Raw genomic sequence first — 25,132 nt, 5'->3', positions numbered from 1 at the left:
CATGAAGTATTCGATGGCGGGACTGTTTCTGGCGCTGCCATTGAGCGCCCTGGCGGCCGAGCCGGTCGCGCAAGCGGCCGCCGCCCCCGTGGTGAGCAGCGGCATCGGTGGCCAACTGACCCAGTTGGTGCTGGGCCTGTTGCTGGTGGTCGGGCTGATTTTCGTGCTGGCCTGGCTGATGCGCCGTGTGCAGAGCATCGGTCCGGGCAACGCCCAGGTCATCGAGATGATCGGTTCGCGCGCCCTCGGCCCGCGTGATCGGCTGGTGCTGGTGCAGGTCGGCGAGGAACAGATCCTGCTGGGCATCACGCCTGGCCGCATCACCCCGCTGCACGTGCTCAAGACCCCGGTCAACGTCGCCCCGACCCAGGCCGCCACGCCAGAATTCGCCCAGCGCCTGATGGAGTTGCTGGGCAAGGATCAGAAGGATAAGAAGTAATGCGCGTTTTATTGACGCTCATGCTGTGGCTGGCCGCGCCATTGGCGTTCGCCGCCGACCCGTTGTCGATCCCGGCGATTACCCTGGGCACCAACGCGGCCGGGGCCCAGGAGTATTCGGTCAGCCTGCAGATCCTGCTGATCATGACGGCGCTGAGTTTTATCCCGGCGTTTGTCATGCTGATGACCAGCTTCACCCGGATCATCATCGTATTCTCGATCCTGCGTCAGGCCCTGGGCCTGCAACAGACACCATCGAACCAGATCCTCACCGGCATGGCGCTGTTCTTGACGATGTTCATCATGGCGCCGGTATTCGACAAGGTGAACCAGCAAGCCCTGCAGCCTTACCTTGCGGAAAAGCTCACGGCGCAAGACGCCATCGACAAGGCCCAGGGCCCGATCAAGGACTTCATGCTGTCGCAGACCCGCTCCAGCGACCTTGAGCTGTTTGTGCGTCTGTCCAAGCGCACCGACATTGCCACCCCGGATCAGGCACCGCTGACGATCCTGGTGCCGGCGTTCGTCACCTCGGAATTGAAGACGGCGTTCCAGATCGGTTTCATGATCTTTATCCCGTTCCTGATCATCGACCTGGTGGTGGCGAGCGTGCTGATGGCCATGGGGATGATGATGCTGTCGCCGCTGATCATCTCGTTGCCGTTCAAGATCATGCTGTTTGTGCTGGTGGACGGTTGGGCGCTGATTATCGGCACGTTGGCCAGCAGTTTCGGCGGAGTGTAGGGCAATGACCCCAGAAATTGCCGTCGACCTGTTCCGTGAAGCGTTGTGGCTGACCACCATGATGGTCGCCGTGCTGGTGGTGCCGAGCCTGTTGGTCGGCCTGCTGGTGGCGATGTTCCAGGCCGCGACCCAGATCAACGAACAAACCCTGAGCTTCCTGCCGCGCCTGCTGGTGATGCTGGTCACGTTGATTGTCGCCGGCCCGTGGCTGGTGCAGACCTTCATGGAATACATCCTGCAGTTGTACGGCAGTATTCCGCAGTTGATCGGCTGACCGCATGCAATCGCTGCTGGCGTTGACCGACACCCAGATCAGTACCTGGGTGGCTTCGTTTATCCTGCCGCTGTTCCGGGTCACGGCGGTGCTGATGAGCATGCCGGTGTTCGGCACCACCCTGGTACCACGGCGCATCCGCCTGTATTTCGCGGTGGCGATCACCGTGGTCCTGGTGCCGGGCTTGCCGCCGATGCCGCCCGTCAACGCACTGGACCTCAGTGCGCTGATGCTGATTGCCGAGCAGATCCTCATCGGCTCGCTGCTGGGCTTCTCCCTGCAGCTATTCTTCCAGGCCTTCGTGATTGCCGGGCAAATCATCTCAATCCAGATGGGCATGGGCTTTGCGTCCATGGTCGACCCCACCAACGGCGTGTCGGCAGCAGTGATCGGACAGTTCCTGACCATGCTGGTGACCTTGCTGTTCCTGGCCATGAACGGCCACCTGGTGGTGTTCGAGGTGCTGACCGAAAGTTTCACCACCTTGCCGGTCGGCTCGGGGCTGGTGGTCAATCACTTCTGGGAACTGGTGGGGCGCCTCAGTTGGGTGTTGGGCGCGTCACTGTTGCTGGTGCTGCCGGCGATCACTGCGCTGTTGGTGGTCAACATCGCCTTTGGCGTGATGACCCGCGCGGCGCCGCAACTGAATATCTTCTCTATCGGTTTCCCGTTGACCCTGGTGTTGGGCATGGGGATTTTCTGGATCGGCATGGCCGACATTCTCAATCAGTATCAACCGCTGGCGACCGACGCCTTGCAGTTCCTACGTGATCTGGCACGGGCGCGCTGAGCCATGGCCGAGAGCGAGAGTGGTCAGGACAAAACAGAAGACCCCACGGATAAGCGTAAAAAGGACTCCAGGGAAAAGGGTGAGATTGCCCGCTCCAAAGAGCTCAACACCGTTGCGACAATGATGGCCGGTTCCGGCGCCTTGCTGATCTACGGCGGCGGCCTGGCGCTCGACCTGATGGAGTTGATGAAACACAACTTCACCTTGCCCCGCGAAGTGTTGCTCAACCCCGGCGCCATGGGGCAGTACCTGCTGCATTCGGGAAAAATCGCCATACTGGCGGTGCAGCCGATTTTGATCACCTTGCTCCTGGCTGCGCTGATCGGCCCCGTCGCCCTTGGCGGATGGCTGTTCGCTGCGAGCAGCATGGCGCCAAAATTCAGCCGCATGAACCCCGCCGCCGGGCTCAAGCGCATGTTTTCCGCCAAGGCGTTGGTGGAACTGCTAAAGGCGTTGGCCAAGTTCATCCTGATTCTGTTCGTGGCGCTGGCGGTATTGTCCTCCGACATCGATGACCTGCTGCGCATCGCCCATGAACCGCTGGAGTCAGCGATCATCCACAGCGTGCAAGTGGTGGGCTGGAGTGCGTTATGGCTGGCTGCCGGGCTGATCCTGATCGCCGCCGTGGATGCACCGATCCAGCTGTGGGAAAGCCACAAGAAACTGTTGATGACCAAGCAGGAAGTGCGCGACGAACACAAGGACCAGGAAGGTCGCCCCGAGGTCAAACAGCGCATTCGCCAACTGCAGCGCGAAATGTCTCAGCGCAAGATGATGGCTTCGGTGCCCGACGCCGACGTGGTGATCACCAACCCGACCCACTACGCGGTGGCCCTCAAGTACGACCCGGAGAAGGGCGGCGCGCCGATGCTGCTGGCCAAGGGCAGCGACTTCACCGCGCTGAAGATCCGCGAAATCGCCGTGGCCAACGACATTCTGTTGCTGGAATCGCCGGAACTGGCGCGGTCGATCTTCTACTCCACCGACCTCGACCAGGAAATCCCTGCCGGGCTATACCTGGCGGTGGCGCAGGTGTTGGCGTATGTCTATCAGATTCGCCAGTACCGTGCGGGCAAAGGCAAGCGGCCTGATCCGCTTAAAGACCTGCCGATTCCGCCGGACTTGCGCCGCGATTCTTGACGGGTCGTTCAAATTGGCACTGTGCCATTCGTCGTAAAGCCTTCCTGACCTGTCAACTTTGACAGTAGCCAGCATCGCTTGCTCGCGGTTCTATTGCCTCAGGTACTGCGCAGCAAAATGCCGGGAGTGGAGCGATGCAGCTATTCACAGGCTGGGTTAAGTCTTATGACCAGCAGACCGGATTGGGTTCGATTGCGCTGGATAGTGGGGGAGAGGAGGTGTCGGTAGATCTGTGCAGTTCGGATAGACGTCTGCTTTCGCAAGGCCAGAAAGTGGCCTTCCGGATGATCCATCGACCCGATGGCATCTATGCATGCGATATCGAACTGATCTGACGGCACCTGTGTAAGTCCTTGATTGAAGTGTGCGGAGAACGGCCATGGCAACGGGCACTGTGAAATGGTTTAACGCGGAGAAGGGGTTTGGGTTTATCAGCCAGGATGGCGGCGGCGATGTGTTCGTCCATTTTTCCGCCATCCAGGCAGAGGGTTTCAAGTCTCTTGAAGAGGGCCAGAAAGTGGAGTTTCTCGTCGAAAAAGGGCCTAAGGGCGATCAGGCCACGAGCGTGAAAACCCTCTCTAAATAACGTCGGCTGGTTTGATCGTTCCCACGCAGAGCGTCGGAGCGATCCACCATCAGGTCGTTAAGTGCCCGCGATCGTTCCACCGGTGGTGCTATTGAGCGCCCGCTCTGCCAGTAACTGGGCCAGTTCGACTAATTGTGCAATTCCTCGTGCCCCCTCGCGTCGAATCCCTTCCTGCTCAAACGAAAAGTCATTGAGCAATCCATTGGCTCAAGCAAGTGTTTCGCTGAGGCCTGCCAGCAGGTCTTCGGTCATTTGAATCAGTTGATCCCCGACCTGCTCGTCCGTCAGTCAGTCCTCGTCATAAGGGATCTGCGACCTCACGCAAAAGTTGGAAGGCTTCTTGCAATACCGCCTTCAGGACGCCCTCTGGCGTCAAAACTTTGCTTCAAGGAACGCGAGGAATACCGGTGGTAGATCGCTCTCAAATGCTCAACACGGCCCGTGGCACCCTGACTGACTTGTCGCGGGGCAATCTGGGTGTGCCGTTGTTGTTGCTGGTGATGCTGGCAATGATGATGTTGCCAATACCGCCGTTCCTGCTCGACGTGTTCTTCACCTTCAACATTGCCTTGTCCGTCGTCGTGTTGCTGGTCTGCGTCTATGCCCTGCGGCCGCTCGACTTTGCGGTCTTTCCGACCATCCTGCTGATCGCCACGCTGCTGCGGTTGGCGCTGAACGTGGCGTCCACGCGGGTGGTGATGCTCAACGGCCAGGACGGTCACGCCGCCGCGGGTAAGGTGATCCAGGCCTTCGGTGAGGTGGTGATCGGCGGTAACTACGTGGTCGGTATCGTGGTGTTCGCGATCCTGATGATCATCAACTTCGTGGTGGTGACCAAGGGCGCCGGGCGGATTTCCGAGGTGAGCGCGCGCTTTACCCTCGATGCCATGCCCGGCAAACAGATGGCCATCGACGCCGACCTCAACGCCGGCCTGATCGACCAGAACCAGGCCAAGTCGCGCCGCTTGGAAGTGGCTCAGGAAGCCGAGTTCTACGGTTCCATGGACGGTGCCAGCAAATTCGTGCGCGGCGATGCCATCGCCGGCCTGTTGATTCTGTTCATCAACCTGATCGGCGGCATGGCGGTCGGGATCTTCCAGCACGGCATGACCTTTGGCGATGCGGGCAAGGTCTACGCCTTGCTGACCATTGGTGACGGTTTAGTGGCGCAATTGCCATCACTGTTGTTATCCACAGCTGCGGCGATCATGGTGACCCGTGCGTCGGGCTCCGAAGACATGGGCAAGCAGATCAGCCGGCAGATGTTTGCCTCGCCCAAGGCCCTGGCCGTGGCGGCAGGCATCATGGCGATCATGGGCCTTGTGCCCGGCATGCCCCACGTCTCGTTCTTGAGCATGGCGGCTTTGGCCGGCGGCGGCGCCTACCTGTTCTGGAAAAAGCAGAACGTGATCAAAGTGACTGCCCAGCAAGAAATCGCGCGTCAGCAGGAACTGCTGCCGTCGCCGGCCCGCGCCCAGGAAACCAAGGAGTTGGGCTGGGACGATGTGACCCCGATCGACATGATCGGCCTGGAAGTCGGCTACCGCCTGATTCCATTGGTCGACCGCAACCAGGGCGGCCAATTGCTCGCGCGGATCAAGGGTGTGCGCAAGAAGCTGTCCCAGGATCTGGGCTTCCTGATGCCCACCGTGCATATCCGCGACAACCTCGACCTGGCCCCCAGCGCCTACCGCCTGACCCTGATGGGCGTGATCCTCGCCGAAGCCGAGATCTACCCCGACCGCGAGCTGGCGATCAACCCAGGCCAGGTGTTCGGCACGCTGAACGGTATAACCGCCAAAGATCCGGCTTTTGGTCTGGAGGCGGTCTGGATCGAAGTCAGCCAGCGCAGCCAGGCGCAGTCCCTCGGGTACACGGTGGTGGACGCCAGCACCGTGGTCGCCACGCACCTCAACCAGATTCTGTACAAGCACTCCCACGAGCTGATCGGCCACGAAGAAGTCCAGCAATTAATGGGGTTGCTGGCCAAGGCGTCGCCAAAACTCGCCGAAGAGCTGGTGCCGGGCGTGCTGTCGCTGTCGCAATTGCTCAAAGTGCTGCAGGCGCTGCTGTCCGAACAAGTGCCGGTGCGCGACATTCGCAGCATCGCCGAGGCCATCGCCAACAATGCCGCCAAGAGTCAAGATACCGCCGCCCTGGTGGCTGCGGTGCGCGTCGGATTGTCCCGCGCTATCGTGCAAAGCATTGTAGGGGTTGAGTCTGAGCTGCCTGTGATCACCTTGGAGTCAAGGTTGGAACAAATATTGCTCAATAGTATTCAGAAGGCAGGACAAGGTCAGGAAGAGGGCGTTCTGCTGGAGCCAAGCATGGCTGAAAAACTGCAGCGTTCGTTGATCGACGCCGCACAGCGCCAGGAAATGCAGGGCCAACCGGTGATTCTGCTGGTGGCAGGTCCGGTCCGAGCGATGTTGTCGCGGTTTGGACGCCTGGCAGTGCCGAATTTGCACGTTTTGGCTTATCAGGAAATCCCTGACAACAAGCAAGTGACTATCGTCGCGACAGTAGGGCCCAACGGCTGAGGTAGTGGGTTATGCAAGTAAAGCGTTTTTTCGCCGCCGATATGCGTCAGGCCATGAAACTGGTACGTGACGAGCTGGGCGCCGACGCTGCGATTATCGGTAACCGTCGTATTGCCGGCGGTGTCGAGCTGACGGCTGCCCTGGATTACACCCCTTCGGCGCTGGCCCCGCGTGTCCCGAACATGGAGCTTGAAGACGAGCTGCGCAAGACGGCCTCGCGCATTGTCTCGGCCCAGGCCGAACTGAGCATGCGTGGCGACAGTGATGCGACCACCAATCGCCAGTTGTTCGCCGGCCTGCCGCTGACCGCCGCCGAGCCGTTGATCGAGCCGACGTTCATCGAACCGCCGCGTCCTGCCGCGCCAGCCCCGGCCGCCGCAGTCGACCAGCGTGTGTTCGATTCGATGCGTTTTGAACTCAACGGCCTGCGTGAGCTGCTGGAAGTGCAGCTTGGCTCGCTGGCGTGGACCCAACTGCAGGGCAGCAAACCGCAACAGGCCAACCTGTGGCGTCGCCTGCAACGCATCGGCCTGTCCGGCCCGTTGTCCCGCGACCTGCTGGCGCTGACCACCGAAATCGAAGAACCTCGCCAGGCCTGGCGCATGTTGCTGGCCCACCTGGCGCGGATGATCGTGACCCCGGAAATCGAACCCCTGGAAGAGGGTGGCGTGATCGCCATGGTCGGCCCTGCCGGCATGGGCAAGACCACCACCCTGGCCAAGCTGGCCGCGCGTTACGTGCTCAAGTACGGCGCCCAGAATATCGCGCTGGTGAGCATGGACAGCTACCGCATCGGTGCCCAGGAGCAGCTCAAGACCCTGGGCCGTATCCTCAATGTGTCGGTGACCCACGTTGACCCGGGCCAGTCCCTGGCCAACGCCCTCGATCCGTTGCTGCGCAAGCGTGTGGTGTTGATCGATACCGCCGGCCTGCAAGCCAGCGACCCGGCGTTGCGCATGCAACTGGAAAGCCTGGCCGGGCGTGGTATCAAGTCGAAAAATTACCTGGTGCTTGCAACCACCAGCCAAAAACAAGTTCTTACCGCTGCGTACCATAGCTACAAGCGCTGTGGCCTGGCCGGATGCATCCTCACCAAGCTCGATGAAACCGCGAGCCTGGGTGAGGTGTTGAGCCTGGCGATCAGTCATGAACTTCCGGTCGCCTACCTGACCGACGGGCCGCGGATTCCAGATGATTTGCATCTGCCGCGCCGTCATCAGTTGGTCAGCCGTGCCGTCAGCGTGCAAATGCAAGAAGAGCCTAGCGAGGAAGCGATGGCCGATATGTTCGCTGACCTTTACCACAACCCGGCAAAACGGGTGGGTTGAGGTCAGCATGAACACCCTGAATTGTATCTACATCGATGGTCTGCAGCGATTCACGCGGCCAACCCATGTAGCCTGCGTCTAAGCAAGACAAGGTAAAGAAATAAAATGGGCAGCATGCATCCCGTACAGGTGATCGCGGTGACCGGCGGCAAAGGTGGCGTCGGGAAAACTAACGTGTCAGTGAATTTGTCCCTGGCCCTGGCAGAGCTTGGCCGTCGTGTCATGCTGCTGGATGCTGACCTGGGATTGGCGAACGTCGACGTTTTGCTGGGGCTCACGCCCAAACATACCCTCGCCGATGTGATCGAGGGCCGCTGTGAGCTGCGCGATGTGCTGCTGCAAGGCCCTGGAGGCATCCGCATCGTGCCGGCCGCCTCGGGCACTCAGAGCATGGTCCACCTGAGCCCGGCGCAGCATGCCGGCCTGATTCAGGCGTTCAGCGATATCGGCGACAACCTCGACGTGCTGGTGATCGACACCGCCGCCGGGATCGGCGAGTCCGTGGTCAGCTTCGTGCGCGCCGCGCAAGAAGTCCTGCTGGTGGTCTGCGATGAACCCACCTCGATCACCGACGCCTACGCCCTGATCAAACTACTGAATCGTGACTACGGCATGAACCGCTTCCGCGTGCTGGCCAATATGGCCCAGAGCCCGCAGGAAGGGCGCAACCTGTTCGCCAAGTTGACCAAGGTCACAGATCGCTTTCTCGATGTCGCCTTACAATACGTCGGCGCAGTTCCCTATGACGAGTGTGTACGCAAGGCTGTGCAAAAGCAGCGTGCAGTCTACGAAGCGTTCCCTCGTTCGAAATGCGCCTTGGCGTTCAAGGCTATTGCTCAGAAGGTCGATACCTGGCCATTGCCCGCCAACCCACGGGGGCATCTGGAGTTTTTCGTCGAGCGATTGGTGCATCAGACGAGCGCAGGACCGGTGCTATGACAGCCAGCGGCTATAACCTTTACAAGAAATCGGCACGTGACTGCCAAGGTGAATTGATCGAGCGCTATGCGCCCCTGGTCAAGCGCATTGCTTATCACTTGCTGGCACGCCTGCCCGCCAGCGTCCAGGTCGAAGACTTGATCCAGGCCGGCATGATCGGCCTGCTCGAAGTGTCGACCAAATACGACGCGAGCAAAGGTGCGAGTTTCGAGACGTATGCGGGTATCCGTATCCGTGGCGCGATGCTCGATGAAGTGCGTAAAGGGGATTGGGCGCCGCGTTCGGTACACCGCAATACGCGCATGGTCAGTGACGCAATTCGTGCAATTGAAGCAAAAACCGGTCGCGACGCTAAAGATCACGAGGTTGCGGCCGAACTCCAATTGAGTCTCGACGATTATTACGGGATTTTGAACGATACCTTGGGCAGCCGCCTGTTCAGTTTCGACGACCTGTTGCAGGACGGCGAACACGAAGGGCTGCACGAGGATGGCGCGAGTACTCATCTCGAGCCGTCGCGTGACCTGGAAGATGAACGCTTTCAGGGGGCGCTGGCGGACGCGATTGCCAATTTGCCGGAGCGTGAGCGACTGGTGTTGGCGCTGTACTACGACGAAGAGCTGAACCTCAAGGAAATCGGTGAGGTCCTGGGGGTCAGCGAATCGCGTGTCAGCCAACTGCACAGCCAGTGCGCAGCCCGCTTGCGGGGACGCCTGGGAGAATGGCGCGCGCGCTGACAGGCAGTGTGGGGACACTGCAAACACTACCGTGAGGGCCCTGGTCTTCGCGGGTGAGTTTCGTGGTGCCCTGGGCAGTCCTTTTTGTGTAACGCCTGTTGATTGAAATGGCGCGTCCAGGTGCTGGGCGCGTTTAAGACTGCTTGGAGGTCGAATTGGACAAGAACATGAAAATCCTCATCGTTGATGACTTCTCAACGATGCGGCGGATCATAAAAAACCTGTTGCGTGACCTTGGGTTCACCAACACGGTCGAGGCGGATGACGGCCTTACGGCGATTCCGATCCTCAACAGCGGGAGCATCGACTTTCTGGTAACCGACTGGAACATGCCCGGCATGACCGGTATCGACTTGCTACGTCATGTGCGCGCCGATGAAAAACTGCGCACTCTTCCCGTGTTGATGGTGACCGCCGAAGCCAAGCGTGAGCAGATCATCGAAGCCGCCCAGGCCGGGGTCAACGGCTACGTGGTCAAGCCATTCACTGCATTGGCCTTGAAAGAGAAGATCGAAAAAATCTTCGAACGCATCCACGGCTAATGCCATCGCGGGGGAGCTATGGAGCATAAAGAAACGTCACAGGGGGACTTTGAGTCGACCCTGAAAAAGCATGCTCACCAACTCGTCGAGAGCCTTGAAAAAGGCCAGTTCGGCGACGCGGTGCAGTTAATCCATGAGCTTAACCAGACCCGTGACCGCGGCCTGTATCAGGAAGTGGGCAAGCTCACGCGCGAGCTGCACAGTGCGATCGTCAATTTTCAGATTGACCCGCACATGCCCCAGGCCGAAGAAATTTCGCAAATCACCGATGCTACTGAACGCCTGTCCTATGTGGTCAGGCTGACTGAAGCGGCGGCTAACCGCACCATGGATCTGGTGGAAAACGCCACGCCCCTGGTCAACGGCATGGCCAATGAAGCCCAGGCCCTCAGCGTTGACTGGGGCCGTTTCATGCGTCGGGAAGTGGGGGCTGAGGAGTTTCGTGAGTTGGCCCGTCGGGTCGAGGGTTTCCTGTCGCGCAGCGAACAGGACAACCACACGGTGTCCAGCAACCTCAATGACATTCTGCTCGCCCAGGATTACCAGGACCTCACCGGTCAGGTGATCAAGCGCGTGACCCAATTGGTCACCGAAGTGGAAAGCAACTTGCTCAAATTGGTGCTTATGGCAGGCCAAGTCGATCGTTTCGCCGGCATCGAACATGACCGCGAAGCGATCCTCTCGGAAAAAGATCCACAAAAACATCTCGCCAAGGGTGAAGGTCCGCAGATTCATGCCGATAAACGTGAAGACGTTATGTCAGGTCAGGATGACGTAGATGACCTGTTATCCAGTTTAGGCTTCTAAGGAGCACACCCATGAGCTTCGGCGCCGATGAAGAAATCCTTCAGGATTTCCTTGTAGAGGCCGGCGAAATTTTAGAGCAACTGTCCGAACAACTGGTCGAGCTGGAAAGCCGACCGGATGATGCGAACCTGCTCAATGCAATTTTTCGCGGTTTTCACACTGTAAAAGGGGGCGCCGGCTTCCTCCAGCTCCATGAGCTGGTGGAGTGCTGCCACATCGCCGAGAACGTGTTCGACATCCTGCGCAAGGGTGAGCGTCACGTTGATTCGGAGCTGATGGACGTGATTCTCGAAGCACTGGATGCGGTCAACGGCATGTTCAGCGAAGTCCGCGAACGTGCCCCGATCACCGCCGCCACTCCGGAACTGCTGGCCGCCCTGGCGCGCCTGGCTGAACCTGCCGACACCTCGGCCGCGCCGGTGGTGGAAGCGGCTCCGGAGCCTGTGGTCGAAGCCGAAGTGGATGTCACCGACAGCGAGTTCGAGCAACTGCTCGACTCCCTCAATGCGGTCAAGGCCGAAGCCGAAGCGCCGCAAGCAGTTGCAGCAGTTGCAGCAGTCGCTGCGCCCGCCGCGCCGACCAGCGAAGATATTACCGACGCAGAATTTGAATCCCTGCTCGATCAGTTGCACGGCAAAGGCCAGTTCGCCGCCGACGCCGTTGCCCCCACCGCTGCGCCGCAAGCGCCGGCGGCCACCGCCGGCACCGACATTACCGACGACGAATTCGAAGCCTTGCTCGACCAGTTGCATGGCAAGGGCGCCTTTGCTGCCGATGCCTTGCCGGAAGTCGCTGCGACTGCCGCCGCACCTGCTGCCAGTGCAGCACCTGCCGGCGACGGGCTGATTTCCGATCACGAATTCGAAGCGTTGCTCGACGAATTGCACGGCAAGGGCAAGTTCACCGAAGTGGCCCCGGCCGCAGCGGCGACGGCCGCTCCGGTAGCCGCCAAACCAGCGCCGGCCAAAGCCGCAGCACCTGCTGCTGCCGCCAAGCCTGCGCCGGCCCCAGCTGCTGCTCCCGCACCCGCGCGAGCCCCAGCGGCGGCCGTGGCCGACAAGCCCGCCAGTGAAGCCGAAACCACCGTGCGCGTGGATACCGCGCGCCTGGACGACATCATGAACATGGTCGGCGAACTGGTGCTGGTGCGTAACCGCCTGGTGCGCCTGGGCTTGAGCAGCGGCGACGAAGCCATGCAGAAGGCCGTGTCGAACCTCGATGTGGTCACCGCCGACCTGCAGACCGCAGTGATGAAGACGCGGATGCAGCCGATCAAGAAAGTCTTCGGCCGCTTCCCGCGCCTGGTTCGCGACCTGGCACGTCAGCTCAAGAAAGAGATCAACCTGGAACTGGTGGGTGAAGAAACCGACCTCGACAAAAACCTTGTCGAGGCCCTGGCCGACCCGCTGGTCCACTTGGTGCGCAACGCCGTCGACCACGGCGTAGAAACCCCGGAAGAACGCGAAGCCGCGGGCAAGTCCCGTGGCGGCAAGGTGATTCTGGCGGCGGAGCAAGAGGGCGACCATATCCTGCTGTCGATCACCGATGACGGCAAAGGCATGGACCCGGCGATCCTGCGGGGTATCGCGGTCAAGCGTGGCGTGATGGACAAAGACGCCGCCGACCGCCTGACCGACACCGAGTGCTACAACCTGATCTTCGCCCCGGGCTTCTCGACCAAGACCGAGATTTCCGACGTGTCGGGCCGTGGCGTGGGCATGGACGTGGTGAAAACCAAGATCAGCCAGCTCAACGGTTCGATCAATATCTACTCGACCAAGGGCCTGGGCTCGAAGATCGTCATCAAGGTGCCGTTGACCCTGGCGATCATGCCGACCCTGATGGTGATGCTGGGCAACCAGGCCTTCGCCTTCCCGCTGGTCAACGTCAACGAAATCTTCCACCTCGACCTGTCGCGCACCAACGTGGTGGACGGCCAGGAAGTGGTGATCGTGCGCGACAAGGCGTTGCCCCTGTTCTACCTCAAGCGCTGGCTGGTCGCCTCGGCTGCCCATGAAGAGCAGCGCGAAGGCCATGTGGTGATTCTCTCCGTGGGCACCCAGCGCATCGGCTTTGTCGTCGATCAACTGGTCGGCCAGGAAGAGGTCGTCATCAAGCCTTTGGGCAAAATGCTGCAGGGAACCCCGGGCATGTCGGGTGCGACCATCACCGGTGACGGTCGCATCGCATTGATTCTCGATGTTCCGAGCATGCTCAAGCGTTACGCCGCACGGCGTATTTGATTCTGGTGGGGCAGGGCGGTATTGCCCGCCCCGCCTAACGGAGTGTTTATGGTAGTCAAGGTCCTGGTGGTGGACGATTCAGGTTTCTTCCGCCGCCGCGTCTCGGAAATTCTTTCCGCCGATCCAACGATCCAGGTGGTCGGTACGGCCACCAACGGCAAAGAGGCGATTGATCAAGCCATAGCGTTGAAGCCGGACGTGATCACCATGGACTACGAGATGCCGATGATGGATGGCATCACCGCAGTCCGGCACATCATGCAGCGCTGCCCGACCCCGGTGTTGATGTTCTCCTCGCTGACCCATGAAGGCGCCCGGGTCACCCTGGATGCGTTGGACGCCGGCGCAGTGGACTTCCTGCCGAAGAATTTCGAAGACATCTCGCGCAACCCCGAGAAGGTCAAGCAGATGCTGTGCGAGAAGGTCCACAGCATTTCGCGCAGCAACCGTCGCAGCCTGTTCAGCGCTCCGGCGCCCGCGCCGGTCGCAGCCCCGGCCGCACCCACCAGCACCGCGTTTGGTCGCCCGGCTCCGGCGCCTGTGGCCCGGCCTGCCGTAGCACCTGCGCGCACGCCTGCGCCCAGCGCCCATTCGCCGGCGCCGAAACGCAAGGCGTATAAACTGGTCGCCATCGGCACCTCGACCGGCGGCCCGGTCGCCCTGCAACGGGTATTGACCCAACTGCCGGCCAACTTTCCGGCGCCGATCGTACTGATCCAGCACATGCCCGCCGCGTTCACCAAGGCCTTTGCCGAGCGCCTGGACAAGCTGTGCCGCATCAGCGTCAAGGAAGCCGAGGATGGCGACATTCTGCGTCCAGGCCTGGCGCTGCTGGCCCCTGGGGGCAAGCAGATGATGGTCGATGGCCGTGGTGCGATCAAAATCCTGCCAGGCGATGAGCGCCTCAACTACAAGCCCTGCGTGGACATCACCTTCGGTTCGGCAGCCAAGTCCTACGGCGACAAAGTTCTGGCGGTGGTGCTCACCGGCATGGGCGCCGACGGTCGTGAAGGCGCGCGCCTGCTCAAACAGGGCGGCAGTGCAATCTGGGCCCAGGACGAAGCCAGTTGCGTGATCTATGGCATGCCGATGGCTATCGTCAAGGCTGACCTGGCCGACGCCGTCTACAGCCTGGACGATATCGGCAAGCATTTGGTGGAGGCCTGCCTCTGATGGATGTACTGAGCCTGATCGGCATCACCATGGCATTTGTCGCGATCATCGGCGGCAACTACCTCGAAGGCGGGCACCTCGGTGCCCTGGCCAACGGCCCGGCGGCGCTGATCGTGATCGGTGGCACCGTCGGCGCGGCGTTGCTGCAGTCGCCCTTGAGTTCGTTCAAGCGAGCCATGCAGATCCTGATCTGGATCATTTTCCCGCCGCGTGTCGACCTGGCCGGTGGTATCGACCGCGTGGTCAACTGGAGCCTCACCGCACGCAAGGAAGGCCTGCTGGGCCTGGAAGGCGTGGCCGACGCCGAGCCCGACAGCTACGCGCGCAAAGGCCTGCAATTGCTGGTGGACGGCGCCGAGCCGGAGGCGATTCGCAGCATCCTGGAAGTGGATTTCTACACCCAGGAAAGCCGCGATATCAATGCCGCCAAAGTCTTTGAAAGCATGGGCGGCTACGCGCCGACCATCGGCATCATCGGTGCGGTGATGGGCCTGATCCACGTGATGGGCAACCTGGCCGATCCGTCGCAACTGGGCAGCGGCATTGCTGTGGCGTTTGTCGCCACCATCTACGGTGTGGCGAGTGCCAACCTGGTGTTGTTGCCGGTCGCCAGCAAGCTCAAGTCGATTGCCACGCGCCAGTCGCGTTACCGTGAAATGCTGCTCGAAGGCATCCTGTCGATTGCCGAGGGCGAGAACCCGCGCTCCATCGAATTGAAGCTCCAGGGCTTCATGGACTGATGGGAGGTATTGGTTGTGAGCCGTCGCCGTCGCGAGCCTGAAGAACACGTCAACCATGAACGCTGGCTGGTGTCCTACGCGGACTTCATCACCTTGCTGTTTGCGTTTTTCGTGGTGATGTACTCCATCTCGTCGATCAACGAAGGCAAGTACAAAGTCATTTCCCAAGCCCTGATCGGCGTGTTCAACGACGCCGACCGTTCGCTCAAGCCGATCCCTATCGGCGAAGAGCGGCCCAAGACCGTGACCCCGGCCAAGCCGCTGGTCAACGACAGCGATGAGACCTCCGCCGGCATGGGCGGCACCGGCGACCCGCTGAAAAGCATCGCCGACGATATCAGTGCCGCGTTTGGCGACCTGATCAGCTCCAACCAGATGACCGTGCGCGGCAATGAGTTGTGGGTAGAGATCGAGCTCAATTCGAGCCTGCTGTTTGCCAGCGCCGATGCCATGCCCAGCGACCAGGCGTTCACCATCATCGACAAGGTGGCGGCGATCCTCAAACCGTTTGAAAACCCGATCCACGTGGAAGGCTTTACCGACAATTTCCCGATCAGTACCGCGCAGTACCCGACCAACTGGGAGCTGTCGTCGGCCCGGGCGGCGAGCATCGTGCGGATGCTCGCGATGCAGGGTGTGAACCCCAGTCGCCTGGCGTCGGTCGGCTACGGCGAGTTCCAGCCGGTGGCCAATAACGCCACGGTCGAAGGCCGCGCCCGCAACCGCCGGGTGGTGCTGGTGGTCTCGCGCAACCTGGATGTCCGCCGCAGCCTGACCGGCACCGGCACGGCAAATGCGAGCCCGGACGCAGCATTGAAGCGGGCTGGCACACAAACTGCACCGGCCTCTGCAAAGCCGCCGGTACGGCAAAGCTCCGTCAATTCTCCGTCACCGGCTCAATAACTTATGCACTGTCTCGGTCGCGCCTGTGCCTACCGGGAGGAACCAACCGAATGAGAGTCTGGGCAGTTGCCAATCAAAAAGGTGGAGTCGGCAAGACCACCACCTCCATCGCCTTAGCCGGCTTGCTGGCTGATGCGGGCAAGCGCGTGGTCGTGGTCGACCTGGATCCCCACGGCTCAATGACCAGCTATTTCGGCTACGACCCGGACGCGCTGGAGCACAGCAGCTATGACCTGTTCCTGCACAAGGGCAACGTGCCGAGCGATCTGCCCGGGCAACTGCTGCTGCCCACCAGCAATGAAAGCATTTCCCTGCTGCCGTCGAGTACCGCCCTGGCCACCCTTGAGCGCCAGTCGCCGGGGCAGAGCGGCCTGGGCCTGGTGATCGCCAAGACCCTGGCGCAGCTATGGCAGGACTTCGACTACGCGATCATCGACAGCCCGCCGTTGCTCGGTGTGCTGATGGTCAACGCCTTGGCGGCCAGCCAGCAATTGGTGATCCCGGTACAGACCGAGCACCTGGCGGTCAAAGGCCTGGAGCGTATGGTCAGCACCCTGGCGATGATCAATCGCTCACGCAAACAGGCGCTGCCGTTCAGCATCGTGCCGACGTTGTTCGACCGCCGCACCCAGGCGTCCCTCGGCACCTTGCGCGTACTGCGCGATGCCTACCCGGACACCATCTGGGAAGGCTACATTCCGGTGGACACGCGCCTGCGCGACGCCAGCCGTGCGGGCCTGACCCCTTCGCAGTTCGACGGTAAAAGTCGCGGCGTGTTGGCGTATCGCGCGCTGCTCAAGCACCTGCTGTCGCAACAACTTGTGGCGCAGGTGGCGTGATGAACCGTCCCGTCGAACTCAAGGTCAAGACCCGGCCGCAACTGGCACTGGAATCCTACCTGGATGCCTTGCTGCAGGAAGCGACCGCCGAAGACCTGCCGGAACCGATCCTGGCTCTTGAACCCGTCGTCGAAGCGCCAAGCACACTGGATGAATTCCAGTTGGCGGTGCTGGAAGAACAGGCGCGTGATGCGCAAGTTGTGGTGCCGACGATTGCACCTGTTGTGGTTGCGCCTGTGGTGGTCGAGCCGGTGGTTGAAGTTCACATGCCGCCGAGCATCACACCGCCGCCGGTCACCGGTGACGGCCGTCCGGCGTGGGCCGCAGAGCCGTTCGAATGCCTGCTGTTTGACGTCGCCGGGTTGACCCTGGCGGTGCCGCTGGTGTGCCTGGGCTCGATCTACTCGCTGGAAGGTCAGGAGTTGACGCCGCTGTTCGGGCAACCGGAATGGTTCCTTGGCATCCTGCCCAGCCAGGCCGGCAACCTCAAGGTGCTGGACACCGCGCGCTGGGTGATGCCCGATCGCTACCGCGATGACTTCCGTCAGGGCTTGCAATACGTGATCTCGGTGCAGGGCTACGAGTGGGGGCTGGCAGTGCATCAAGTCAGCCGCTCGTTGCGCCTGGACCCGAATGAAATCAAATGGCGCAGCCACCGGGGCCAGCGCCCCTGGTTGGCGGGCACCGTGATCGAACACATGTGCGCGTTGCTCGACGTCGCCGAACTGGCCGAGCTGATCGCCAGCGGCGCCGTCAAGTCGATGCCGGGCCAGCAACGCAGTTAATTGAACAAGATCGGCCGCACGGTTGTGCGGCCACAGCGAAGAAGCACACACGCCGTGTCCAACGGCATTTGAAGGGGTCAGGGGTATGAATAAGTCAGCGTCCGCACAAGGTTTGGATGATCCGATCCTGCAATGGGTTACCTTCAAACTGGACAACGAGTCCTACGGCATCAACGTCATGCGCGTGCAGGAAGTGCTGCGCTACACCGAAATCGCTCCGGTTCCGGGGGCGCCAAGCTACGTGCTGGGCATCATCAACCTGCGCGGCAACGTGGTGACCGTGATCGACACCCGCCAGCGTTTCGGCCTGATACCGACCGAAGTCAACGACAACACCCGTATCGTCATCATCGAGGCCGACAAGCAAGTGGTCGGGATCATGGTCGACAGCGTGGCCGAAGTGGTTTACCTGCGCCAATCGGAAGTGGAAACCGCGCCGAACGTGGGTAACGAAGAGTCGGCCAAGTTCATCCAGGGCGTCTGCAACAAGAACGGCGAACTGCTGATTCTGGTCGAGCTGGACAAGATGATGAGCGAAGAAGAATGGTCGGATCTGGAGAGCATCTGATTGTTCCTTGAAGCAGCGGTGATCGTCCTGGCCCTGTTGTGGGCCGGGACATTGGCGTTTTTGCTGCGCTCAGTGCGCCAGCAACGCGAGTGGGTGGCGCAACAGGCCGAACGCGACGCCGTGCGTGATCGGCGCGTGGTCGAGTTGGCCAAGCGCGTTGATCACTTCCAGCAAAGTGCCGTGCGGGTCGGGGATGAGGTGCATGAATTGCGCGCGATCCTCGCACCCATGCCGGATAAGTTGGAGCAGTTGGAACAGCGTGATCCAGCGAACCTGTCTTTTGCCCAGGCGGCGAAGCTGGTGGGCATGGGCGCGACCGTGGATGAACTGACGCAGTCGTGTGGGTTGACCCAGGCTGAGGCGCAGTTGATGAGCAAGTTGCACAAAAGCTGATTGCGGCCTGGCAGGTTTATACCTATCCAACGGTAGGCGCTGGGTGTTGCCCGCAGCCAATTAAATTCCAAACCCGATGGCTTTTTTCATCTCCTCAAAGGTCAACATCCTTCAAGTACCTTTGACCCCAGGAGAGTTCCCCCATGACCGCCCACAAAGCCCTGTTGATCCTCCACGGCAAGCAAGCCCTCAACGAGGAGGTGCGCGCCGCCGTGCTGGCTCGGCGTGAGCAGGGCTGGGAGCTGGCGGTGCGGGTGACGTGGGAGGGCGGCGACGCACAGCGGTTGGTCAAAGAGGCCCTCGACGGCGGGTACACGCGCATCATTGCCGGCGGTGGTGACGGCACCTTGCGTGATGTGGCCGAGGCGATGGCCCAGGCCGAGACCGACGCCAGCCTGGTGCTGATGCCTTTGGGCACCGCCAATGATTTTGCGCGCGCCGCCGGTGTACCGCTGCAGCCCGATCAGGCCCTGGCGCTGCTGGACGTGCCGGCCAGGGCGATCGACCTCGGCCGTGTCGGTGGGCAAGTCTTCCTCAACATGGCCACCGGTGGCTTTGGCAGCCAGGTCACCGCCAACACCTCCGAAGAACTGAAGAAAGTGCTGGGCGGCGCGGCCTATTTGTTCACCGGTTTGTCGCGCTTCAGCGAGCTGAAGGCGGCGTATGGCGAGCTGGAAGGCCCGGGTTTCCATTGGAAAGGCGAGCTGCTCGCGCTGGGTATCGGCAACGGCCGCCAGGCAGGCGGTGGGCATGTGCTGTGCCCTGGCGCACTGGTGGACGATGGGTTGCTGGATATCAGCATTTTGCCGGCGCCCCAGGAAGTGGTCGGCACCTTGCGTGAACTGATGAACAATGGCTGGGGCCTGGACACCATGTTTGTCCGCGCGCGCCTGCCGTGGGTCAACATCAAGGTCGCGCAAGGCTTGTACATCAACCTGGATGGCGAACCGCTGGAGGGCGATGACCTGCACTTCGAGATCGTGCCCAAGGCCCTGCGCGTGCACTTGCCGCCGGGCTCGCCGCTAGTCGTCCAGGCTGATGATCTGCTCGCGCACGGCAAATAACACCAGGCCCGCCACATCAAAAATCTGCAGGCGCTTCATGATTTGCGAGCGGTGGGCTTCTACGGTCTTGATGCTCAGCCCCAGGCCGTGGGCGATTTCCCGGGTGGATTTGCCGCGCACGATCAGGCGCAGGATTTCCAGTTGGCGAGCGGTGAGATTATGGTTGTGGGCGACCGCAGAGGCCGGGGCCTGGTTGCGCACCAGCGCCTGTTTGATCACGGTGTGGGCAATCGCCGGGCTCAGGTAGCGCTCGTCGTTGCTCAGCGCCAGCAGTGCTTGCTCCAGCTCGTTGGCGGTGGTGTCCTTGAGCAGGTAGCCGTGGGCGCCGGACTCCAGCGCACGCATGATCAGCTCTGGGTCGGTGTGCATCGACAGGATCAGCACCTTGCTCTTGGGATAGGCCGTCTTGAGTTGACGCAACGCATCCAGGCCGCCGGTGTGTTTCATCGACAGGTCCAGCAGCACGATATCCGGCAATAGGGCGCTGAATGTTTCCAGCACCTGTGCACCATCGCTGGCTTCGCCAATCACGGTGTAGCCGGGAATATCCTGGACCAGTGCGCGTACGCCGGCCCTGATCAGTGCGTGGTCATCCACCAGGAGTAAAGTGCGGGTCACTCGAGAACCTTCCGGGAGCTGGCCCGTTCGAGGGCGCGCGGCGCCCAGGGGAAAAGCGCGTCGATCCGCGTGCCTTTGCCTGGTTGGCTGCTGACGGACAACGAGCCCCCCAGTTGATCAATCCGCTCGGACATGCCGGCCATGCCCCGTTGGCCTTCCAGGCCTGGGTTGATGGCGGGCGAAAAGCCCAGGCCGTCATCACTGATAAACAGCGACAGGCCCTGGGGCAGGCGTTGCAGGCGTACCAGCAGGTTTTGCGCCTGGGCATGGCGCAGCATGTTGGTTACCGCTTCCTGGGTGATGCGAAAAGCGGCCACGGCCATTTCTTCGGGAATGCCGGTCAGCCGCTGCTGGCATTCCAGGCTCCAGTGAATCGGCGTGTTTTCCAGGGTCTTGAGCAGGTGCGCGCGCAGGCTGGCTTCCAGGCCCAGGCTGGCCAACTGGCGTGGGTTGAGAATGGCGGACACGTCGCGCACCTTGGCCAGCGTCTCGTTCAGGGTGTTGCACAGCACCGTGCATTGGCCCTGCAGGTCTTCCGGCAGGCGGCGCTTGAGCCATTCGCTTTGCAGCTTGGCGGCGGTGAGCAATTGGCCGATATCGTCGTGTAGCTCACGGCTGAGGCGGTGCCGCTCGTTTTCCTGGACCTGCAACAGGCGGTCGGCCAGTTCCTGGGGCTGGAACTTGATCGATTTACGTGAATTCCAATGCCGCAGGCCCAACACCACCAGGGTGGCCAGGTTGAGTAGCAGCACCGTCAACGGCAAGGGGGCGGAGCGGGCGTAGGCCCACAGCCCCAGCAACAGCGAGCACAGGCACAACACGAGAACCAGTCGACGGGCATTGCTGCGGGAGGCGGATTTGGCGAGGAGTGACTTGAGGCTGGCGTACATAGCGGATGCTTTTCACGTTTTATGCATCATGAAGTTGGGTCACTTCGAGGGCGGCATGGTACCACTTTGCTTACCGTTGGTCGCCAGGCGTCATTCGTACAGTGTGGGGCGCATGCCTATTCAGAAAAGTTGTCTATCGGCGGTTGTTTTGTATCGATTGTCTTTATAGCGCAGGCAACTTGGTTGCCTGCAACTTATTGCAGGGCACATTAGTTATTCTTGTCGTTTTTGGGCAAGACGCTGGATAAAAGCGACACCTTAGCGGTTAACGGTGCAGCCTTTCATGGGACATGGAGCAGGCGCTGCTGTGGCTTATTGGCGAAGTCCTTTTGCGGGATCTGGAGAGTGACCGTCGCAATCAGTGAGGTTTGTTCGCTTTCGTCCAAACGCAGTTCACCGGTGCGGGTGTCGATCAGCTCCAGTTGCCACGCCAGTAATGTCAGGCAATTGTGCAAGGCATCGAGAGCCTGGTCGTGCAGTTGCAAAGGGCTCTCTGCGTTGGCAATCAGGTACTGGATATGCCGCGAGAACTCGCTGATCGCCTGCAAGGCCAGGTCGTCGGCTTTTTCGGCGAGCTTCGTCAGGCTGTAATTCATGCAGTCGATGGCATCGCTGTCATTACGAATCAAATGCAGATGGCTCAGGCACTCTTCCGACTTGCTCAGCAGCTTTTCGGCCTCCAGCAGGAACTCGGGAAGTGCAGTTTGCCACTCGTTCGCGCTATTCATCAGGCAAGTCTCCACAACGTAAGGTCGGGTGATGAGATGTCGCACCGCGTGAATGGCGTAAAACTACCGCTGAAAGATGACTGAAATCTGTAGGTCGCTTCTGAGATTTTAGTAGGACGTTTATTTGAATGATCGTGCGAGGCGCGAACCGTCCTCGTCATCCGGGTCGATTGCACAACTTCGATTGCCGACACGTGAGTGTCTGTAAGACCGGTGGGCCGTGGGCTTGCGATGGCAAACAAAAGCCTGACTCCATTCATGCAATGAGAATGGCGTCACATTAATGGCTATTAGATATCGCGAATATCAGGTTGGACCTGATTGCGCATAGGGGAATCCCTTACACGGCGGAACCTCGCGTCGATTTAAATGTCGCGCAATGTTGCCGTTCTGCCAAATAATGAGGCCTGCGCAGTAAAGCATGATGTCAGTGTGACATCAATCGATTTGCGTGGCACTTTACAGGGGTCAAGGTCTGGCGCTTGCCGCCGATAACAAGCTTAGTGAACCGCATAATCCCTTAGCGCGACCTGCGCGCATATCAGGAGCTTTTAATGGCCGGCATTCTCGACACGGTAGATCAACGCACGCAACTGGTGGGTGAGAATCGCCTGGAGATTCTCATGTTTCGCCTGGCCGGGCGGCAGCTGTTCGCGATCAACGTATTCAAGGTGCAGGAAGTCTTGCAACTGCCCAAGCTGACCTTGATGCCCCAGCGCCACCCGTTTGTGTGCGGCGTGGTCAACCTGCGAGGCCAGACCCTGCCGGTGATCGACCTGTCCCAGGCCATCGGCATGCGCCCGTTGGTGCCGGGGCCCAACAGCACCATCATCGTCACCGAGTACAACCGCTCGGTGCAGGCGTTCCTGGTGGGCGGCGTCGACCGCATCGTCAACATGAACTGGGAAGCCATCCTGCCGCCGCCGACCAGCGCCGGGCGCCAGCACTACCTCACCGCCATCAGCAAGGTCGATGACCAGTTGGTGGAAATCATCGACGTGGAAAAAGTCCTGGCCGAGATCGTGCCGTACAACGCCAAGGTCTCCCGCGAAAAACTCGATGACCCGATACTGGAACGCGCCCGTGGCCGTGAAGTGCTGCTGGTGGACGACTCCAATGTTGCGCTGTCGCAGTTACGCGACACCCTGGGCCAGTTGGGGGTGAAAATGCACATCGCCAGCGACGGCCTCAAGGCGCTGAACATGCTCAAGGCCTGGGCCGACACCGGCCAGGTGATGACCGACAAATTGCTGATGATCTTCACCGACGCCGAAATGCCCGAGATGGACGGCTACCGCCTGACCACCGAAATCCGCAGCGACGCGCGCCTGCGTGGGCTGTACGTGGTGCTGCACACCTCGCTGTCGGGCAGCTTCAACGAGTCGATGGTGAAGAAGGTCGGGTGCGACAATTTCCTGTCCAAATTCCAGCCGGACAAGCTGGTAGATGTGGTGCGCGAGCGACTGATGCTGGACGTCGTATCGGCTTGACCTTAGGGTGACGGTTTTGCCCCCTCAGGAATGCAGGCCCATGCTTCGTCTCAGCGCGCTGTACCGTTACCCCTTGAAATCCGGCAAGGCTGAAATCTTGCAGCAGATCGGCCTGGATAAACTCGGCCTGGACGGTGATCGACGCTGGATGCTGGTGGACGAGGCCAGCGGGCGCTTTTTGACGCAGCGCGCCGTGGCGAAGATGAGCCAGTTGTCGGCGCTGTGGAACCGCAGCGGTGGCCTGACCCTCAGTTCGCCTGGCTACGCGGCGCTGGACGTGGCGCTGCCCGGCAGCGCGGCCGAGCTGCGCGGTGTGACCATCTGGCGCGACACCTTGCGCGTGCCGGATGCGGGCGATGCAGCCGGCGCCTGGGTCAGCGACTTTATCGGCAAGCCGACGCGGCTGGTACACGTCCCGCTGGAGCGCGCTCGCACCACACAAGCCGGTTATGGCAAGGACGATGATCAGGTCGCGTTTGCCGACGGTTACCCGTTGCTGTTGATCGGCCAGGCCTCCCTGGACGACCTGTCCCGGCATGTCGGCCGGCCTATGGACATGCTGCGTTTTCGCCCCAACCTGGTGATTGACGGCGCCGACGCGTTCGCCGAAGACGGCTGGAAACGCCTGCGTATCGGCGATGTCGAGTTTCGCGTGGTCAAACCGTGCTCACGCTGCATTCTCACCACCATCGACCCGCACACCGGCGAGCGCAGTGCCGACCGCGAACCCTTTGTGACGCTGGAGGCCTATCGCAAGACCGAAGACGGCGCGATGTTCGGCCAGAACCTGGTCAACGATGGCGTGGGCCGCCTCGAAGTGGGCATGCCGGTGACTGTCCTCGAGTAATTGGCCTGCCAAAAAAATGCCCGTCTCGCAGGAGACGGGCATTTTTTTCGCGCTGCGGAACCGCTTAGCCGCGGTATTCGCACAGGTAAGCAGTGTCGACGGCGACCTTCAACTGGAACTTGCTGTTGGCCGGAACGTGGAACAGGCTGCCGGCGGCAAAGGTTTCCCAGGTGCTGCTGTCGGGCAGTTTGACGCTCAGCGCGCCGGACACTACGTGCATGATTTCACGCTGGGCGGTGCCGAATTCGTATTCGCCCGGGGCCATGACGCCGATGGTCGCCGGACCTTCTGCGGTGCCGAAAGCGATCGACTTGACGGTGCCGTCGAAGTACTCGTTGACTTTAAACATGGGCGAATCCTCGGAAAAGGGTCTGGAAAGGTCAGCCAGTATGCCCAAGGGCAGGGGAGCTGCCTAGACCGGCAAAATCAGCGGCAACAGGCGTGCGGTGTTGCGTGCATCCTCCAGCGCCCGATGTTGCTGGCCTTGGAACTGCATCCCCGCCAATTGCAGGGCGCCATTGAGCCCCGGTGGCTTGTCCAGGCGCCGGGCCTTGGCGAAGCGTTGCTTGAGGTTGACATGGGGGGTTTGGGCCAGCGCGCTGCTCAGGCCATGGCGCTGCCACTCCAGTTCGAGCTGCTGGCGATCGTAGTCGCCCCAACTGGCCCAGCCTTCCAGGCGCGCCTGATGCTGGCCCAGCCAGCGCTCGAACAGCGCCCACACTTCGCTGAAGGGCGCGGCGCCGTCCATATTCGCCTGGGTGATATGGGTCAGCTTGCGGCAAAAGGGCGTCAGCAATGGCCGACGCTGCGGCCGCACAAAGCGCTGGAAATGATCGCGCTCGCGACCCTGGCGGTTGACCAGGCTCGCGCCGATCTCGATGACTTCCATCTCTGTCACGGGCCAGCCGCCTTCATCCGTTGTGGCTTCAAGGTCAATAATCAGCCAATGAGGCATCGTGCAGGTTCCCGTACTCTTCCCGTCCTGA

General features: G+C 61.0%; 30 protein-coding genes. 24 read left to right on the top strand and 6 right to left on the bottom strand.

Going from position 1 to position 25,132, the window contains the following annotated elements:
• The first annotated feature begins 1 nt into the window (after position 1).
• The 7 genes from fliO (at position 2) to J2Y83_RS20120 (ending at position 3,972) form a co-directional block, all read left to right on the top strand.
• Positions 2-439 (top strand): flagellar biosynthetic protein FliO, encoded by a 438-nt coding sequence (gene fliO, locus J2Y83_RS20150; protein WP_253397699.1) that lies wholly within the window; start codon positions 2-4, stop codon positions 437-439.
• Positions 439-1,182: a flagellar type III secretion system pore protein FliP gene (fliP, locus tag J2Y83_RS20145; RefSeq protein WP_198717140.1), complete on the top strand. Its 744-nt coding sequence runs from the start codon at positions 439-441 to the stop codon at positions 1,180-1,182. Before fliO ends, fliP begins: the two co-directional genes overlap by 1 nt.
• Positions 1,183-1,186: 4 nt before the next feature.
• Positions 1,187-1,456, top strand: a complete 270-nt coding sequence (gene fliQ, locus J2Y83_RS20140; RefSeq protein ID WP_253397697.1) for a flagellar biosynthesis protein FliQ — start codon at positions 1,187-1,189, stop codon at positions 1,454-1,456.
• Between the two features lie 4 nt (positions 1,457-1,460).
• Positions 1,461-2,246: a flagellar biosynthetic protein FliR gene (gene fliR / locus J2Y83_RS20135; RefSeq protein ID WP_198717139.1), complete on the top strand. Its 786-nt coding sequence runs from the start codon at positions 1,461-1,463 to the stop codon at positions 2,244-2,246.
• Between the two features lie 3 nt (positions 2,247-2,249).
• Positions 2,250-3,386 (top strand): flagellar biosynthesis protein FlhB, encoded by a 1,137-nt coding sequence (gene flhB, locus J2Y83_RS20130; RefSeq protein WP_198717138.1) that lies wholly within the window; start codon positions 2,250-2,252, stop codon positions 3,384-3,386.
• A gap of 134 nt (positions 3,387-3,520) precedes the next feature.
• Positions 3,521-3,721, top strand: a complete 201-nt coding sequence (locus J2Y83_RS20125) for a cold shock domain-containing protein (protein ID WP_198717137.1) — start codon at positions 3,521-3,523, stop codon at positions 3,719-3,721.
• A 44-nt stretch (positions 3,722-3,765) separates the two neighbouring features.
• Complete coding sequence (locus tag J2Y83_RS20120) at positions 3,766-3,972, top strand: cold-shock protein (protein WP_198717136.1); 207 nt, start codon at positions 3,766-3,768, stop codon at positions 3,970-3,972.
• Between the two features lie 57 nt (positions 3,973-4,029).
• Here the strand turns inward: J2Y83_RS20120 and J2Y83_RS20115 are convergent, their stop codons facing one another.
• Complete coding sequence (locus J2Y83_RS20115; RefSeq protein ID WP_372436518.1) at positions 4,030-4,170, bottom strand: DUF6124 family protein; 141 nt, start codon at positions 4,168-4,170, stop codon at positions 4,030-4,032.
• Between the two features lie 227 nt (positions 4,171-4,397).
• Here J2Y83_RS20115 and flhA point away from each other — a divergent pair, with 227 nt between their 5' ends.
• The 15 genes from flhA (at position 4,398) to yegS (ending at position 19,573) form a co-directional block, all read left to right on the top strand.
• Entirely contained in the window at positions 4,398-6,512 is a 2,115-nt protein-coding gene (gene flhA, locus J2Y83_RS20110) for a flagellar biosynthesis protein FlhA (protein WP_253400421.1), read from the top strand.
• Positions 6,513-6,523: 11 nt separating this feature from the next.
• Positions 6,524-7,840 carry a flagellar biosynthesis protein FlhF gene (gene flhF, locus J2Y83_RS20105; RefSeq protein WP_253397695.1) on the top strand — a complete coding sequence of 439 codons (1,317 nt, stop codon included), beginning with the start codon at positions 6,524-6,526 and terminating at the stop codon, positions 7,838-7,840.
• 105 nt (positions 7,841-7,945) lie between these two features.
• Positions 7,946-8,779, top strand: coding sequence for a flagellar synthesis regulator FleN (gene fleN / locus J2Y83_RS20100; protein WP_003192912.1), 834 nt, complete (start codon positions 7,946-7,948; stop codon positions 8,777-8,779).
• The gene (gene fliA, locus J2Y83_RS20095; RefSeq protein WP_198717134.1) at positions 8,776-9,516 is read left to right on the top strand and encodes an RNA polymerase sigma factor FliA; all 741 of its coding nucleotides are present in this window, start codon (positions 8,776-8,778) and stop codon (positions 9,514-9,516) included. The genes fleN and fliA overlap by 4 nt, the downstream gene beginning before the upstream one ends.
• Before the next feature lie 167 nt (positions 9,517-9,683).
• Complete coding sequence (locus tag J2Y83_RS20090; RefSeq protein WP_198717133.1) at positions 9,684-10,058, top strand: chemotaxis response regulator CheY; 375 nt, start codon at positions 9,684-9,686, stop codon at positions 10,056-10,058.
• Between the two features lie 18 nt (positions 10,059-10,076).
• A complete protein-coding gene (locus tag J2Y83_RS20085) occupies positions 10,077-10,865 on the top strand; it encodes a protein phosphatase CheZ (protein ID WP_017845401.1) in 789 nt (262 codons plus the stop codon).
• An 11-nt stretch (positions 10,866-10,876) separates the two neighbouring features.
• The gene (locus J2Y83_RS20080) at positions 10,877-13,108 is read left to right on the top strand and encodes a chemotaxis protein CheA (protein WP_253397693.1); all 2,232 of its coding nucleotides are present in this window, start codon (positions 10,877-10,879) and stop codon (positions 13,106-13,108) included.
• Between the two features lie 48 nt (positions 13,109-13,156).
• Positions 13,157-14,281: a protein-glutamate methylesterase/protein-glutamine glutaminase gene (locus tag J2Y83_RS20075; RefSeq protein WP_253397691.1), complete on the top strand. Its 1,125-nt coding sequence runs from the start codon at positions 13,157-13,159 to the stop codon at positions 14,279-14,281.
• Positions 14,281-15,021 carry a flagellar motor protein gene (locus J2Y83_RS20070; RefSeq protein ID WP_198717130.1) on the top strand — a complete coding sequence of 247 codons (741 nt, stop codon included), beginning with the start codon at positions 14,281-14,283 and terminating at the stop codon, positions 15,019-15,021. The genes J2Y83_RS20075 and J2Y83_RS20070 overlap by 1 nt, the downstream gene beginning before the upstream one ends.
• Positions 15,022-15,036: 15 nt before the next feature.
• On the top strand, positions 15,037-15,924 hold the full coding sequence (gene motD / locus J2Y83_RS20065) for a flagellar motor protein MotD (protein WP_253397688.1): 888 nt from the start codon (positions 15,037-15,039) through the stop codon (positions 15,922-15,924).
• Positions 15,925-15,974: 50 nt separating this feature from the next.
• Entirely contained in the window at positions 15,975-16,763 is a 789-nt protein-coding gene (locus J2Y83_RS20060) for a ParA family protein (protein WP_198717128.1), read from the top strand.
• Positions 16,763-17,548 carry a CheW domain-containing protein gene (locus J2Y83_RS20055; protein ID WP_198717127.1) on the top strand — a complete coding sequence of 262 codons (786 nt, stop codon included), beginning with the start codon at positions 16,763-16,765 and terminating at the stop codon, positions 17,546-17,548. Before J2Y83_RS20060 ends, J2Y83_RS20055 begins: the two co-directional genes overlap by 1 nt.
• 85 nt (positions 17,549-17,633) lie before the next feature.
• Positions 17,634-18,116 carry a chemotaxis protein CheW gene (locus tag J2Y83_RS20050; protein WP_198717126.1) on the top strand — a complete coding sequence of 161 codons (483 nt, stop codon included), beginning with the start codon at positions 17,634-17,636 and terminating at the stop codon, positions 18,114-18,116.
• Positions 18,117-18,509, top strand: coding sequence for a DUF2802 domain-containing protein (locus J2Y83_RS20045; protein ID WP_198717125.1), 393 nt, complete (start codon positions 18,117-18,119; stop codon positions 18,507-18,509). It begins immediately after the preceding gene.
• A gap of 143 nt (positions 18,510-18,652) precedes the next feature.
• Entirely contained in the window at positions 18,653-19,573 is a 921-nt protein-coding gene (gene yegS, locus J2Y83_RS20040; protein ID WP_198717124.1) for a lipid kinase YegS, read from the top strand.
• Here the strand turns inward: yegS and J2Y83_RS20035 are convergent.
• The 3 genes from J2Y83_RS20035 to J2Y83_RS20025 form a co-directional block, all read right to left on the bottom strand.
• Positions 19,532-20,191, bottom strand: a complete 660-nt coding sequence (locus tag J2Y83_RS20035) for a response regulator (RefSeq protein ID WP_198717123.1) — start codon at positions 20,189-20,191, stop codon at positions 19,532-19,534. The two genes, yegS and J2Y83_RS20035, sit on opposite strands and share 42 nt — an antisense overlap.
• A complete protein-coding gene (locus J2Y83_RS20030; protein ID WP_247406286.1) occupies positions 20,188-21,081 on the bottom strand; it encodes a sensor histidine kinase in 894 nt (297 codons plus the stop codon). Before J2Y83_RS20030 ends, J2Y83_RS20035 begins: the two co-directional genes overlap by 4 nt.
• A gap of 281 nt (positions 21,082-21,362) precedes the next feature.
• The gene (locus J2Y83_RS20025; RefSeq protein WP_198717121.1) at positions 21,363-21,809 is read right to left on the bottom strand and encodes a hypothetical protein; all 447 of its coding nucleotides are present in this window, start codon (positions 21,807-21,809) and stop codon (positions 21,363-21,365) included.
• A 554-nt stretch (positions 21,810-22,363) separates the two neighbouring features.
• On the opposite strand from J2Y83_RS20025, the gene J2Y83_RS20020 reads away from it, so the two are divergent.
• A complete protein-coding gene (locus tag J2Y83_RS20020) occupies positions 22,364-23,299 on the top strand; it encodes a chemotaxis protein CheV (protein ID WP_198717120.1) in 936 nt (311 codons plus the stop codon).
• Positions 23,300-23,339: 40 nt separating this feature from the next.
• Positions 23,340-24,146 (top strand): MOSC domain-containing protein, encoded by an 807-nt coding sequence (locus tag J2Y83_RS20015; RefSeq protein ID WP_253397686.1) that lies wholly within the window; start codon positions 23,340-23,342, stop codon positions 24,144-24,146.
• A gap of 64 nt (positions 24,147-24,210) precedes the next feature.
• On the opposite strand, the gene J2Y83_RS20010 is transcribed toward J2Y83_RS20015, so the two are convergent.
• Together J2Y83_RS20010 and J2Y83_RS20005 are read right to left on the bottom strand one after the other, a co-directional pair.
• Positions 24,211-24,495 (bottom strand): pyrimidine/purine nucleoside phosphorylase, encoded by a 285-nt coding sequence (locus tag J2Y83_RS20010; protein WP_198717118.1) that lies wholly within the window; start codon positions 24,493-24,495, stop codon positions 24,211-24,213.
• A 63-nt stretch (positions 24,496-24,558) separates the two neighbouring features.
• A complete protein-coding gene (locus J2Y83_RS20005; RefSeq protein WP_198717117.1) occupies positions 24,559-25,101 on the bottom strand; it encodes an exonuclease domain-containing protein in 543 nt (180 codons plus the stop codon).
• Positions 25,102-25,132: the final 31 nt, after the last annotated feature.

It is taken from the genome of Pseudomonas marginalis (assembly GCF_024169655.1).
GTDB lineage: Bacteria > Pseudomonadota > Gammaproteobacteria > Pseudomonadales > Pseudomonadaceae > Aquipseudomonas > Aquipseudomonas paraveronii.
Note: the sequence above shows the minus strand (reverse complement) of the source record. Positions and strands in the feature narration are given on the sequence as shown.